This is a genomic window from Ruegeria sp. G7, assembly GCF_056535465.1.
Map to the genome: position 1 here is coordinate 459,532 of NZ_JBQFIL010000002.1, position 13,674 is coordinate 473,205.

Genomic DNA, 13,674 nt, shown 5'->3' on the forward strand with positions numbered 1-13,674 from the left:
CGTTAGCGCGACTGCCCGGGTTCCAGCCCCAGATGGAGCTTTTGCATCGCCGTATCGTTTTCAAGGGCCTCTGCCGTCATCCGCTCGACAACTTCTCCACCGACCATGATGGCCACATCTTGCACTGCGGCCAGCGCAGCATGCATGTTCTGTTCGACCAGCAGCACCGCGATGCCCTCGCTTGCGATCAGTTCGATCAAATCGATCACGTCCGAGACAATCGCCGGAGCCAGCCCCTCAGTCGGTTCGTCCAATACCATCAGGCGCGGGTTCAGCAGCAGCGCGCGGCCAATCGCCAGCATCTGTTGTTCGCCGCCCGACAGGCGGTTGCCCAGATTGCGGCGACGTTCCTTGAGGCGTGGAAAGGTTTCATAGACACGGTCAACCGACCATGCGCCGCCCTTGCGTTCGACGATCTTCAGGTGCTCTTCGACGGTCAGAGACCGAAACACCCGCCGCCCCTGCGGCACATAGCCGATCCCCATCTGCGCGCGCTTTTCGGGCGGCAGGCCGGTCATATCCACGCCATCGAACCGGATTTCCCCCGCCGAATGCGGATGCAAGCCCATGATGGCGTTGCACAGGCTGGTCTTGCCCATGCCGTTGCGACCCAGAATGCCCAGCGGACGACTGCCAACCATCAGGTCGACCTCATGCAGCACGTGGCTTGAACCATAACGCAGGTCCAGCCCGCGAATATCCAACAGGTCAGTGGCCATGCGCACCTCCGATATAGACGCGATGCACGTCTTCGTTGCGCATGATGTCGTCGGGTGAGCCCTCGGCCAGCATCCGCCCGTTATAGAGGACCGAAACGCTCTCTGAGGTCTGCAGGGCGATATCCATATCGTGCTCGATCAGGACGACAGTCACATCCTTGGGCAAAGACATCAGCAAGGCGCTGAGTTTCGGGCGTTCGGCAGGCGACAGACCCGCCGCCGGTTCGTCCAGCAGTAAAATCTTCGGATCCTCGGCCAGCGCGATCCCGATCTCCAACTGCCGCCGTTGCCCGTGGCTGAGTTCCGAGGTTTCGCGGTCCAGCACATCGGTCACGCCAGCCACTTCGGCCAGACGCTCGGCCTCGGCCAGCCGGTCATCGCCGGTCCGCAAGGGCAGCACCTGCCGCCAGCCGCCGCGGACCCCGGCCACGGCCAGAAACAGCGTATCGCGCACGGTCAAACCGTTAAAAAGGTGGGCGTGCTGATAGGTCCGGCGCAGTCCGCGTTGAATTCTCTTGTTGATCGGCTCGCGCGTCACGCTGTCGCCAAACAGGGTGATCTGGCCGGTCGTGGCGCTGGTATCCCCGGTCAACACGTTGAACAGGCTGGTCTTGCCCGCCCCGTTCGGCCCAAGGATTGCGCGCCGCTCGCCGGGGCGGACGGTCAGGTCGATATCCTGAACCGCCCAGAACCCGCCGAAGCGTTTGCCAATGCCCCGGACCTCCAGGGCATTGGCGGTGTTATGTGAGTGGCTTACGGGCACGAAGGGTTGTCCCGGCTGACCGGACCCGAGGCCAGAAATGCCTCTTCATCCTGTCCCAGCAGCTGATCTACGTCGCGCACAACCTTGACCACGCGGTTGCCCAGCGTGCCGTCTTCGCGCTCGTAAACCTCGGTGACAAAGTTGTCGATCACACCGTTGCGGTTCTTGTCCAGACGCATGGTGCCGCCGGTGGGCGTGGTGAAGGTCAGGTCGTTCAGCGCCGCGCGGAAGGCGGCCTGATCGTTGGACAAATCGCCATCGACCTCATCCAGCGCCAGCATCGCGGCCTTGGCGCTCATGTAGTAGTGATGCGCAAAGATCGAGGGGGCCGAGAAACCGTCGGGGAAGGCTTCGGTATAGCTGGCGGTGAAGGCTTTCCATTCGTCCCCGTCATAGTCTCCGACGGTTGGCGTACCCGCGGGCGCGCCCACCAGCAGTTTCTTGAACGGGCCTTTGCTGTCCAGAATGGACTGGTCGATGGTGATCGAGCCGCCGATGATCGGCTTGTCGCCACCCGCCTGGCTGTACTGGGTCAGGAAGTTGACCGCATCCGCGCCACCCAGCGCCACAAACAGCGCGTCGACATCGTCGGGGATCGAATAGACGACCGAGGAGTAGTCCTTGTTGCCGATGGGCGTCCAGAACTTCTCGGGCACTTTGCCGCCTGCCTCGCAGAACTCGGTCATGAAGCCCAGAACCTGCGTGTAGGGGAAAGAATAGTCTTCGGCGATCACGGCCACCGATTTGTAACCCATGTCGTTGAAGGCATAATCGCCCACGCCGACCATCCACTGCGCGCCGTCGCCACCAAAGCGGTAGAAATTGTCAGAGCTGTCGCGCAGCGTTGTATCCTGTGCCGCGCTTGATCCGTTCAGGAAGGTCACAGCCGGATAGGATTTCGACAAATCGCGCAGCGCCAGACCTTCGGAACCCGACAGCGGGCCGACGATCATGTCCACACCGTCCTGTTCGATCAGCTTGCGGGCTGCATTAACCGCGCTGTCCGGGCTGGCGTCCGAGGATATGGTGATGACTTCGATCTTGTTGCCATCAACCTCGCCACCGGTTTCCAGAACCGCCAGTTCAGCGCCGCGAATTCCGTCTTGACCCAACGCGGCAAAAGCGCCTTCGAGGATCGAGATCACGCCGATCTTGACGTCTTCGGCAGATGCAGGCACCGCCATTACGCTAAGCGCCAGTGCGGATGCAGCCATTTTGAGCTTATTCATTTTTAAGGTTCCTCCCTATGAGTTTGCTCAGACAGTTGATTTTTCTTTGATTTCAGGACGGCGCAGCCGCGCCATCCAGTCGCTTGCCATCTGTTGCAGCCCGCCCGGGGCCACGATCACAATCAGCAGCAGCACAACCCCGATCAGCGTGTTGAACCGCTCACGGTCGATCAGGTCGACGGCGAAGGTGTCCAGCAGGACGAAGACGACAGCGCCAACGAACGCTCCGCCGGGATGGCGCAACCCGCCGATGACCGAGATGATGAGGATGTCGATGATCGGCCCAAGCCCGACCGAGAAGGATGAGATACGTTCCTGATACCAGACGTTCAGGATGCCGCCGGCCCCAGCCAGCAGGCCTGAAAAGGCAAAGGCGGCAACGATAGGCGTAGTGACGGAAATCCCCAGCGCGAGCACACGCCCCGGCGCATCTCGGACGGCCTGAATGGTCAGGCCCAGCGGTGAGCGGACAAAGCCACTGACCAGCGCCAGCGCCAATGCGGCCACGCCCAGAGACAACAGGTACAAGGGCAGCGGATCACGCAGGCTGAGGCCTGCAATTTCAGGCGCGCGGACGCCGGAAAAGCCGGTCCAGCCGTTGAAGAAGGTGTAGTTCTGGCGGGTGAAGTAGAAAAACGCTACCCCAATCGCCAGCGTGATCATGATGGCGTAAATCCCGCGCGACCGGCGCGCGATCAGGCCGACCAACGCGCCCGAAATGGTCGCAAGGATCAGCGCCAACGGGATAGAAACCCAGAACGGCAGCGGAACTCCGATCCCTACCGTATTGGGACCAAAAAACGCGATGGTATAGCCCGCGATCCCGGCCATGGTCGCCTGCGCGAACGAGACAACGCCCAGATAAGTGGCCAGGAAGCTGAGGCTCAGCGCCATGATGCCTAGGATCAGCGACCGTGTGGCCACCTGCGTCAGCCAGAAATCGTTCAGCACCAAGGGCAGGATCAGCAGCGGGATAAAGATCAGCGCCTGCTTCATAGCTCGGCCTTTCCCAGAAGGCCTTGCGGCCGCACCGCCAGCACTAGAACCATGATCGCAAAGTTGAACACCACGCCGTAGGTGGGTGCATAGGCCAGACCGTATTGTTCAGCCAGACCGACAAGCAACGCGCCCAAGGCGGCCCCTCCGATCGAGCCCATGCCACCGACGATCACCACCACCAGCGACGACAGCAGGAATTGCAGGTCCGTTCCCGGCGCAATCGACAGCGCGCTGGCGGCGACGACTCCGGCCATTCCGGCCAGCATGCCGCCCAAGGCAAAAACAAGGACAAAGATGCGGTTGATCGGATAGCCAAGCGCCCGCAGCATGTCCTGATCGTCCACGCCCGCACGGATCACCGCACCAAAGCGTGTCCGCTGGATGAGGAACCACAGGCCAATCCCGACCACCAGCGCAAAGCCCATCAGCGCCAGACGGATATTCGCGTACCCCACGCCCAGAACCGGCAGACGCTGCCCCCCGGCCAAAGCATCAGGCAGCTCGACCTGATAGGTCAGCCCGCCCCAGTACCAAAGCATCAGATCGGCCATGATGATCGAGATCGCAATCGAGGCAAGCGTCTGGCGCAACTCATCCCCCTGCATCCAGCCCAGAATGCCGGCCTGCACGATGGCACCAGCCAAGGCCGCCGCCAAACCTCCGCCGAGGACGCCCAGACCCCATGAGCCAGTGACATCAACAATGCTGTATCCAACATAGCCGCCCAGCAGCAGCAGCGCCCCATGAGCCATGTTCACCGTGCGCATCAGCCCGAAGATCAGGCTGAAGCCGCTGGCGGCCAAAAAGTAGAGTGCTGCAAGCGTCAGCCCGTTCAGGGTGACGATCAGAAATAAGGTCATGATTCCTCCCGTTGAGACGACCATGTCCGAATTTCAGAAATCGGCACAGCGTTGGGCCTACTTCTGGTGGAGAATAATATCGCTATTTTACAAATACTTAACGCCTTCTGATGCTCATCGGCGTTTAAGATAGTAAGAAAAAACGAGAATTAGCTTCTCAAATACGGAAATCTCTTCCTATACAGGGTCATGCAGAACCTAACACTGACTGGCACGCCTTCTGCCGACCCGGACCAGATCGACCGCATCTACTGCCCTGCTTTGGGTGGTCTGAGTGTTTCTCAGGCGGATCTGGCCTTCGTGATGCCCCGGCTTGACCACAACCGCGTGCTGCGTGAAACGCCGAAACAGGGCGAATGGGCGGCCATATTGGCCAGCGATCCGTTCGGATCCGAGGCGACCATGCTCTCGCAACTCTATGAGAAAGGGTATCGCGGTGTGGTGAACTGGCCCTCCTCGATTCTGCTGGATGGCAGTTTGCGCCAGTCGATGTCGACGATCCCGGCCTCGCCTGAGTACGAATACGCGTTTCTAGCCCGCGCCAAAGCCGCCGGGTTTCAGACGCTGGCTTTCTTCATCTCGCTCGCGCAGGCCCGCGCCGCAGTAAAGGCCGGGCTTGACCAGCTTGCGCTGCATCCCGGCCTGCTGGATGTGGACAGCCCTGACAGCAGCGCGCTTGTATCGGGCTCATTGCAAAGGGTGATTGAAACGATCCGGGACGAGGCAGAGCAGGTCAGTGTGTTTGCCTATACCTCGGCATGGCACGAACGCATGGTTCCACTCAGCACCCTTGATGTGGATGGTCTGATTTGGTGCGAGGGCACGGCATGACAAATCGCGACAGGAACTTTCTGTTTGCTGCGGTTGTCGGGTCGGGCCTGACGGCAAAAGCGGCAGACAAGGCCGGGGCCGATTATTTGCTGGCGTTGAACGCAGGGCGTTTCCGGGTGCAGGGGGCCTCGTCCCTGACCAGCTTTCTGCCGGTCCGGGCCGCCAATGACTGGGTCATCGAATTTGCCGAACGTGAGATGCTGGGCCGTTGTTCTGCGCCGATCTACGCGGGGTTCTCGGTTAGTGATCCCGATCTGGACATCGGCGATCTGGTGCAAAGAACCAAAAGGCTTGGCTTCTCAGGCGTCTGCAATTTCCCGTCAACCACGCTGATCGACGGACGGCTGGGCGCACTGATGGAGCGCGAGGGGTTGGGGTTCGACCGCGAAATCGCGCTGGTGCAAGAGGCGGCGGCGGCGGGCCTGGGCACCTTCGTCTATGTCCACACCAACGCGCAGGCCCGCAGGATGGTCGATGCAGGTGCGACGGCCATCTGTGTAAACGTGGGCTTTACCAGCGGCGCGACGGGCGTGAGCACACACCTGACACTGGAAACCGCAGCGGCGCAGATCGAGCGGGTTCTCGACGGCGTACCAGCCTCGGTCGACAAACTGTGCCACGGTGGCCCCATCACCTCGCCCGAAGAGGCGCTGGCCATCACCCGCATCTGCGGTGTGCAGGGATTTGTTGCAGGCTCAACACTTGACCGGCTGCCGGTTGAACAAACCCTTAGCGAAGTCACCAAGGGCTTTACCGCGATTCCCAGCCTGTCGCGCATCAAACAGGCCCCTTCGAACACCGAAAATGATCTGGTGGGCTCGTCTTATGCCATGCAGATGATCCGCGAGGAACTGGATGACCTAGCCTATGAGGACATTCCCGTTCTGCTGATCGGCGAGACCGGGACAGGCAAAAGCCGCGCGGCCCTCAGGCTGCACGAGGCGGGGCCCAATGCCCGGCGGCAACCCGTGGTCGTGGATTGCCCGGCCTTGGGTGGTGAGGAAGGCGGCGTGCATCTGTTGGGCAAAGCGCCCGGCGCGCTCGGCGGCACGGGCACGCAGCGCGGCGCGTTGGAACAGGCGTCGGGCAGCACCATCATCTTTGACGAAATCACCGCATTGCAGCCCGAGCATCAGGGCAAGATTCTGAAATTCACCGATGAAAAAACCGTGCAGCGTATCGGAGATCATACGCTCCGGCGCGCGGATGCCCGGATCATATCGACCACAACGCAGGATCCGATTGGCCAGATCGAGAGGGAAACGTTTCGACAGGATTTGTATTACCGGATTTCCGGCCATGAAATCACGCTGCCCCCGTTGCGCGACCGCGTTGACGATATCCCAGAACTTGCCATGTACCTTGGCCAACAGGTCAGTGGCGAGCCCCCGAAGTTCTCGAACGCTGCGTTGCGGCTGATGCTGGAACACGACTGGCCCGGAAATGTGCGAGAGTTGCACCACGCCGTCCAACGCGCGGTGCGCAGGTCGGGCGGAGCGACGATTGACCTCAAGGCGATCGACTTTCTGCGCCGAAAACCAGCAGGCGTTCCGAAGGCGCAGATGGATGAAACGCCTGCACGAGTCGCCGTATCCGAGCGCGACTGGATTGCCGAGGCGCTGGCGCGAAATGGCTTTCGCCGCGCGCAAACCGCCGAGGAATTGGGCATGACCACGCGCACGCTTTACAACAAAATCAAGAAACATGGGCTCCAGGCCTAGCCGGTCAGAGATCTGTTGAAAGCTTATGGGATTCGGGCCCAAAGCCAACAAATGACCATTGCGACAAGTTCGATGACTGGCAGGAAAGCCTTCGGGCATCTATTTTATTGATCCGTCATGATCTGGGTCCGGTAGTGGGGTGTTTGTTACGACGTTTGTGGTATTTCAATGCTTCCATCCTCTGTTGCTGGTCACGGATGCAGGCGCAGATGCTTTGTTCTTTCGACGCCTCACCGAGGCTGAAAGCGTTGGCCAGATGACGCGACTTATTGTAACCCAAGTAAGCGGAGGCCGAGGAAAGGAGGGTCCTACGATCCAGTGGAAGTGGCGGCGACGACGATCTTCCACACAGTAGGGGTAGTGGGCCTGCGAGAAGTGCTGAACAAACAGAAGTCGCCAGCGAAAACGGATCGAGCGGTTCTGGCTGCAGATACTTTGTCGGGCTAATAAGCTCCCCCGATCTGGATAGGCTATTCGGGGTTTGATTTCATGCCTGTTCCCCCGCATGGCCGTCCTCGAACGCGACCCAATATCGGCCTTGAGTACGAAGCACGATTTCTGCGTTCGAAACCCGGTCTCCAGACGTTTGCTGCACGTGCAAATCAGGGTCTTTTCGAACCGATCGGCCTGAATACCGGCTCAGGAGTATTGCGAAGCTTGGCCGTAAAGATAAATATTTCATACTCTACTCCATTCAAAACTCGCAACATACGGAGATGCAGATTAACCCAATGCCACAGGCAGAATGGTTGCCCTAGTCAGGTGTGTTGTTCATAATCTCAAGCGGTCCACCCGACGGGGTTACTTTTAACGAAAACCCGTCCAATTTACTTTTCGATTCTGCTGATCTTAGTGCCCTGAAGACTTGTCCCTGCCATTAGACCTTCTTGCCCGAAGACTATTGGAACTATATCCCCTTGTAGATCGTTTGTTCCCATAGACGCGGACCAACCCTGATCCCCACCTACGAGTGTTGGACCGCTTCCAGCCTCCCAACCATTATTGTTACGAAAGTATCCGAGAGCGTGAGGATTGAGGAAGAACATGACATATGAAAACTGCTGAACACCTGCCTGAAACCCATAAGACGCGCCGGCAATACTGTAGTATCCAGTGGTGTTCCCGTCTTCGCGCATTGCTCCCTCTCCAAATTGACCGCCTACCATCAGGCCACCTTTAGTGATCTTGGGAAAGACCAGGATCGCAACTGCTTGATTGGACAACTCTATGGTTTCAGGAGAACTTGCGTGAAGCTGAGCAAGTACGGCATCGACACCTGCGTCGATCTCAGATACGGTCGCACCGTTAGTCACATCAAATACAGTTTCGCCAGCTGATTCAGCTGCGTTCCCTACCTTATCGACCGCACCAGAGACACCTTCTGTGACTTTATCGAGCAAGCCTTGGGAACTCGCCGATGGAGCCTGAGCAAGATGCACGAGGCCTGCAACCACAAGTCCGAGCAAAAGTTTGGGACGTATCATGTTTCCTCCTATTGCCATTTTCGCTGGAGCAAGGTTGCGACTGACCACTACCGAAAGGTTGCTCAAGTCACAGACCCTTTCTACTTTGACACCCTGAGTTCGCCTCAGTTCAAATATCTGTTTCGTAGAATAACCAAGTCTTCATCCGTAAGACCAAGACCTTCACGAAGGTAGCCATCGACCGAACCATAGCTCTTTTCAACGCTATTGTAGAACTCTTCGAGATAAGCCTTCCGGACCCCAAGCGAAGGCCAAACAGCTTCCGATGTCATGTTTGTCCCCTGAGCAGCATTGACTTCAGATGCGATTTGCTCGGCCTTTTTATCTGCATCTTTAAGCACGTTGCTCATCATGAAATCGGCTTGAATGTCTTCTTTCGTGACACCAAGCGCGGTCAGCACCAACGCGGTAGCGACGCCGGTGCGGTCCTTCCCGCCAGAGCAATGGTAGAGAACCGCCTCACCTTCCGGCTGTGCAAGCAAGACGTCGAACAGATCGCGATACTCGTCTTTATAGTCCGTTGCGATGTAACCGAAGGCTCGGGCAAACAAGGCATCAGTTTCTGCCGCCTTGGCCTTCCCTGACTTGATGCTGGAGCGCATGTCTTCAATCATCCTACTTTCATTTTCCATCACCGGGAAATTATGACGCATCGGCCCCTCTCCTTCTGGCCATTGCGCGGGATGGGCTGTCGCCTCGGATGTGGTTCTGAGATCGACAATCACACTGACGCCCATGTCGTCCAGCGTCCGCATGCTGTCCTCACTGATCTCATCTATCTCTCCGGATCTGATAAGTTGCCCCGCACGCACCGAGCGGCCGTCCTCCGTTCGCAAACCACCGAGGTCTCTGGTGTTGAGGACACCTTCCAGCGACACAGCACGCTCCTCAGCAGCGATGACGGGAGGAAGCACGCCAACCGTCATCAGAAGAAGAGCGGCACCAATTGAACTGAGTGATTTCATGTCTGTCTCCATTGCCTGGTAGGACTAGGGTCTTCGACGCTGTTTTGCTCCGAGCCGGCTAATCTTGCTAACATCTTTCAACTCAGAACCCGAACCTTGCACCAATGAACGGCCCTTGAAAGGTTAGATCGGATAGAACCTGGGAATTGCCGAGGTCCCACGTCAAATACCGGTAGCCGAATACAAGGCCCCAATTGTTGATCTGGTAACTGAGCGCAGCACTTAATTGTGCGGTCAAATCGCTTTCACCTGCCCCGATATCTGCATAGTAGGAAACGCCCAAACGATCGACGATCTGGGTGGTCCCACGGATGCCAACGATGGCGTCCCAGTTATTGATCCCATCCGAGATGCGCTTTGATCCAGAGGCGATAGAAAGATTTGCACTGGCGTCGAGATCCATGCCCCGAAACCCGCCAAGAACAGAGACCCGCGTGTTGGTGCTATCTGCCAGATCATAGCCGGCAGAACCGGAAAAAACCGTCCCGCGCACGTCGGCTTCTGCATTGGCTGCAAGGCCTGGACCCACGACAGTGTTCTGGTCATCACTCAGATCCAGGTACAACGCGTCCACAAAAATCGAATATCTGCCGCGCCGCGCTTCGAGCGCTCCCATCAAGGCAAAATCGAGATTGTCGAGAATGTCACTGAAGCTGATATCAATGCTGCCGCCGGCTGTTGTATCTCCGTTCAGTGCAGGGCCCCAGAGATACAGGTAGCCAGTGAAATCCCAGTTCGCGTCTTGTGCATTCCCATTCGCTGCCCAGCCCAAAGACAAGGCAACGCTTATGGTGGCCAGGAGTTGCCTTTGGGCTGACATGGTTCTCTCAGACATGACATTGACCTGCTGTTGTACCGGCTATTCTGTGCGACGCCATTTCTTCGTCTTCGAGGCGCATGCGCGAACAGGCTCAGCGCGCCCGCTGGTTTTCATTCTTGCCAGCTCATAAAGACCTGCCGCGCCTCTTCGCTTTCAGGTCGAAGGTTTTCTATGCCGCCGTAGGGTATGTCCTTGCCGATCTCAGAGTTCGGGTACTTTGCAATCGTTTTCTGATGACGTTTGACCATGTCCTGAAAAGAAGCCCCGGACCAAAGCGCATTACCGATCAGAGCATTCTCTTCCCGGGGATCGCGATAGACGTTAAAGACGGGTGCCGCAGCCCCGGGCTGACCGGGCGCAGGCAGGTGCATTTTGAACTCCTGCTTGACGACCGACCGAAGAACCGGGCCTTCGTAGACATAGACATAATCGCGACGCCCGTTCCCCTCACCCTCAAGCAACAAAGCTGTCTGATCGATCCCGTCGATCACCCGGTCACGGGGGATGAAATCCGTTGCTCCGGCGATGCGGGCCATCGTTGTGTAGATATCCGAGACATGAAAGATATCGCCCGCCGCGCTGTCGGCCTGAATCACGCCGGGCCAGCGGATGAACGCGTCGGTACGCACGCCGCCTTCCAGATGCTGGGTCTTGCCGCCGCGATAGATCAACTGGTTCAGGCCGGATGTCCCTTCATATTGGTACATCAAACCGTTGTCGGCCATGATCATGACGATGGTATTGTCTGCTTCGCCGGTTTCGTCCAGTTTGGCCAGAACCTCTCCGATCCAGCCATCTAAAAGCTGCAGTTTATCGGCATGAAACCCACCGTTTCTGGAGAGAGCCTGATCCGGGTAGACGAAATTCAACGGGTAGAGCGGCCAGTATTGTAGAAAGAACGGCTCATCCAGTGCCGCCACCTGTTCAAGTTGGTCCAGTGCCTGTGCCTGATAGCGTTCGTTCATTTCCTCGTATTTGGCTTGCGTCCACTCTTCGCCCGCAGCCATATCAACCTCGCGCGCGGGTCCGCCTGCCACGCCTTCGACGCCGGTCACCAGCCCGTAAGGTTTAAAGCGTTCGTCCATCAGGAACTGGTTGTTTTGGCCTGAAGGATGGAAGCCCAGCATGTTGTTTGCCTGCATAGCCTCGCGGGTCATCAGGCTCAGCTGGACTTGCTGATGCAAAGGGAACGCGGCCCAGTCGAAGCCTTGATTGTGCGGGTACGCCTCTTCGATATCGCCCTGATGCCACTTGCCGACATGAGATGTGTTGTATCCTGCCTGTTTCAAAATCTCGGGCAGGGTGACCTCGCTAGCGGGCAGTCCTTCACCGACCAAAGCCACCTTGACCTCTTCGACGCCTGCCCGGATCGGATGGCGACCGGTCAGCATTGCAGTTCGGGTCGGCGTGCAAGACGGTTCGGTATACATGCGCATTAGCGACATGCCTTCTCGGGCGAACCCGTTGATGTTGGGCGTTTCGATCCCCATCACATAGTTCATCTTGCGCTCGCCCATCTGGCCGAAGCTGATGTCATCTATGAGAATGTAAAGAAAATTCGGGGGTTTACCACCGTTGGCTTCGCGGATATCTGCCAATCTGGCTTCGATCTCGACATCCTGCGCATCCCATTGCTCACCAAACTGGGCGCGCAAAAACTCAAACTCTCCGTCATGCACAATTGCATCTTGCTGCGCGATCGTCGGCAAAGCGCTCAGCATTGCAAGCACACTGGCTGCGAAACCGGTTCTTAAAGGTTTGGTCACTCTCGGATCCCCCTCGAATACTCGTAAATTCCATGGCCTGAGCAATCAGTTCGTGGCATCTTTCTGAACACGACTGATTTGCGTGTTGTGCCAGTTCAGAGAGCCTCCGATGCTCCGGGGGCGTGAGAAATGTCACCACCCACTCAGATCGGGCATCGGCTTCGCGAAGCCGCGGAAGACCCACGGCTGTAAGGTTTGTAGGCTCGGCTGACACTTGACTCCCGACGGTTCAAAATCGCTACATTGCCGGTAAAGTGTCAGGCAATTGAAATGGACCACATCAAAAATTCGCCAAAATTGCAGAACGCCGCCCATCCCAAATTGGTCGAGGCGACACCGGCAATCGCGCTGAATTTTGATCACCCCAACATGATTGGGGAGGTCACACCCTGGGAAATCGACTTTCGACAGCTTGACCCAGGACGATTGTCTACGGCGATTACAGTACGCTCCGGGAATTCGGTATCCACCCTGAACATCGCTATGAACCAACGCGTTCACCAGCGAGGTGTTTCGCCAAAGGGCTGGATGAGCTTTGGTATTCCAACAAAGGGTGCTGTCGACAAATGGCAAGCAAACGATGTTACCGATGGCGCATTCCTGTCTTTTGGGGACAGCAACGGGTTTGATGGTATTTCGACAGCGGGATTTACGGGCAATGTTGTATCATTTGAAACCAAACGACTGGAGAGGTTGGCCGAGACCTGTGGGTTTCAATTAGATGACAACAAACCGGCCGCCCGTAGATTGGGCTCAAAAACAGGGTTGGCAAGCATGGCGCGATTGGAGCGTCACGTGTCCAAATTGCTTACAAGTTCTGATGCACAATGGTCTCAAGAGACAGAAGAAACTCTGATGCTGGAAGCCCTGAACATCCTAACCGACAACGAATTACATTTTGACAAGAGTCAGGCGGACACTCGACGGCGATCCCTTGGACGCGCGATCGAGTTTATGCTCGCCAACCTTGAAGATCCAGTTTCAGTGGAAGAGATTTGTAAGGAATGCGGGGCGTCTTGGCGAACGTTGGATCGCGCTTTCAACGAGCAGTTCGGACAAGGGCCCAAGTTGTACTATGTGCGGCTTCGACTGAACCGCGTTCGAGAGGACCTTCTTGCAGCATCTTTCAATGGCACAATAACCGACACCGCCAACCTGCACGGATTTTGGCACATGGGGCAGTTCGCACGGGACTACAGGTTGTTTTTTGGTGAACTGCCGTCAGAAACACGGTGCAAACCAAATTCATAACTTCAGATATTTCCAAATGCCCCAATTATCGCGGGTCTGGACAATCAGTTCGAGAAAACAAACAGAGGGATCAAACGAAGAGTGGTACAGAACCGACGTTACGCACTGCACCCCGATGCTGTCGTCTTACCGCGCCGTCCCGATCTTGGCTGCAAGCGCGAAATTCGGTGTTGGGCAAACGGCAGTTCCGTGCATTTGTGCGATGATCATAGGCTCCCAGCCGCCGCCCAATCAGAAAAGCGGAATTCAGCATCCCCCTTTTTCTT

12 protein-coding genes are annotated in these 13,674 nt (G+C 57.4%); 3 read left to right on the top strand and 9 right to left on the bottom strand.

All coding sequences use genetic code 11. The features are described 5' to 3' along the window. Positions 1-2: 2 nt before the first annotated feature. From ACR3EN_RS18925 to ACR3EN_RS18945, 5 genes are read right to left on the bottom strand one after another with little or no spacing between them, the layout of a single operon-like run. Positions 3-719, bottom strand: a complete 717-nt coding sequence (locus ACR3EN_RS18925; RefSeq protein WP_480820241.1) for an ABC transporter ATP-binding protein — start codon at positions 717-719, stop codon at positions 3-5. Beyond that, positions 709-1,482, bottom strand: coding sequence for an ABC transporter ATP-binding protein (locus tag ACR3EN_RS18930; RefSeq protein WP_480820239.1), 774 nt, complete (start codon positions 1,480-1,482; stop codon positions 709-711). Before ACR3EN_RS18930 ends, ACR3EN_RS18925 begins: the two co-directional genes overlap by 11 nt. Next, on the bottom strand, positions 1,473-2,711 hold the full coding sequence (locus tag ACR3EN_RS18935) for an ABC transporter substrate-binding protein (RefSeq protein ID WP_480820237.1): 1,239 nt from the start codon (positions 2,709-2,711) through the stop codon (positions 1,473-1,475). Before ACR3EN_RS18935 ends, ACR3EN_RS18930 begins: the two co-directional genes overlap by 10 nt. A 27-nt stretch (positions 2,712-2,738) precedes the next feature. Beyond that, entirely contained in the window at positions 2,739-3,707 is a 969-nt protein-coding gene (locus ACR3EN_RS18940; RefSeq protein WP_480820235.1) for a branched-chain amino acid ABC transporter permease, read from the bottom strand. Beyond that, on the bottom strand, positions 3,704-4,570 hold the full coding sequence (locus tag ACR3EN_RS18945; protein WP_480870468.1) for a branched-chain amino acid ABC transporter permease: 867 nt from the start codon (positions 4,568-4,570) through the stop codon (positions 3,704-3,706). The genes ACR3EN_RS18940 and ACR3EN_RS18945 overlap by 4 nt, the downstream gene beginning before the upstream one ends. 189 nt (positions 4,571-4,759) lie before the next feature. On the opposite strand from ACR3EN_RS18945, the gene ACR3EN_RS18950 reads away from it, so the two are divergent. Then, a complete protein-coding gene (locus ACR3EN_RS18950; protein ID WP_480870471.1) occupies positions 4,760-5,401 on the top strand; it encodes a phosphoenolpyruvate hydrolase family protein in 642 nt (213 codons plus the stop codon). Then, on the top strand, positions 5,398-7,122 hold the full coding sequence (locus ACR3EN_RS18955) for a phosphoenolpyruvate hydrolase family protein (protein WP_480870474.1): 1,725 nt from the start codon (positions 5,398-5,400) through the stop codon (positions 7,120-7,122). The genes ACR3EN_RS18950 and ACR3EN_RS18955 overlap by 4 nt, the downstream gene beginning before the upstream one ends. An 827-nt stretch (positions 7,123-7,949) precedes the next feature. Here the strand turns inward: ACR3EN_RS18955 and ACR3EN_RS18960 are convergent. The 4 genes from ACR3EN_RS18960 to ACR3EN_RS18975 form a co-directional block, all read right to left on the bottom strand. After that, positions 7,950-8,606, bottom strand: a complete 657-nt coding sequence (locus tag ACR3EN_RS18960) for a lipid-binding SYLF domain-containing protein (protein WP_480820229.1) — start codon at positions 8,604-8,606, stop codon at positions 7,950-7,952. 104 nt (positions 8,607-8,710) lie between these two features. Then, positions 8,711-9,571, bottom strand: a complete 861-nt coding sequence (locus ACR3EN_RS18965; RefSeq protein ID WP_480820227.1) for a tyrosine-protein phosphatase — start codon at positions 9,569-9,571, stop codon at positions 8,711-8,713. Positions 9,572-9,653: 82 nt separating this feature from the next. Further along, on the bottom strand, positions 9,654-10,406 hold the full coding sequence (locus tag ACR3EN_RS18970) for a porin family protein (RefSeq protein WP_480820225.1): 753 nt from the start codon (positions 10,404-10,406) through the stop codon (positions 9,654-9,656). 95 nt (positions 10,407-10,501) lie between these two features. Further along, positions 10,502-12,157, bottom strand: coding sequence for a sulfatase-like hydrolase/transferase (locus tag ACR3EN_RS18975; protein WP_480820223.1), 1,656 nt, complete (start codon positions 12,155-12,157; stop codon positions 10,502-10,504). A gap of 270 nt (positions 12,158-12,427) precedes the next feature. Between ACR3EN_RS18975 and ACR3EN_RS18980 the strand changes: the two genes are divergently transcribed. Then, on the top strand, positions 12,428-13,408 hold the full coding sequence (locus ACR3EN_RS18980; RefSeq protein ID WP_480820221.1) for a helix-turn-helix domain-containing protein: 981 nt from the start codon (positions 12,428-12,430) through the stop codon (positions 13,406-13,408). The last annotated feature ends 266 nt before the right edge of the window (positions 13,409-13,674 follow it).

Bases quoted from the DNA above. Each gene is read 5' to 3' on its own strand.
- ACR3EN_RS18955 (WP_480870474.1), top strand. From the start codon at position 5,398: ATGACAAATCGCGACAGGAACTTTCTGTTTGCTGCGGTTGTCGGGTCG.
- ACR3EN_RS18935 (WP_480820237.1), bottom strand. From the start codon at position 2,711: ATGAATAAGCTCAAAATGGCTGCATCCGCACTGGCGCTTAGCGTAATG.
- ACR3EN_RS18970 (WP_480820225.1), bottom strand. From the start codon at position 10,406: ATGTCTGAGAGAACCATGTCAGCCCAAAGGCAACTCCTGGCCACCATA.
- ACR3EN_RS18965 (WP_480820227.1), bottom strand. From the start codon at position 9,571: ATGAAATCACTCAGTTCAATTGGTGCCGCTCTTCTTCTGATGACGGTT.
- ACR3EN_RS18980 (WP_480820221.1), top strand. From the start codon at position 12,428: ATGGACCACATCAAAAATTCGCCAAAATTGCAGAACGCCGCCCATCCC.
- ACR3EN_RS18960 (WP_480820229.1), bottom strand. From the start codon at position 8,606: ATGATACGTCCCAAACTTTTGCTCGGACTTGTGGTTGCAGGCCTCGTG.
- ACR3EN_RS18945 (WP_480870468.1), bottom strand. From the start codon at position 4,570: ATGACCTTATTTCTGATCGTCACCCTGAACGGGCTGACGCTTGCAGCA.
- ACR3EN_RS18950 (WP_480870471.1), top strand. From the start codon at position 4,760: ATGCAGAACCTAACACTGACTGGCACGCCTTCTGCCGACCCGGACCAG.
- ACR3EN_RS18925 (WP_480820241.1), bottom strand. From the start codon at position 719: ATGGCCACTGACCTGTTGGATATTCGCGGGCTGGACCTGCGTTATGGT.
- ACR3EN_RS18940 (WP_480820235.1), bottom strand. From the start codon at position 3,707: ATGAAGCAGGCGCTGATCTTTATCCCGCTGCTGATCCTGCCCTTGGTG.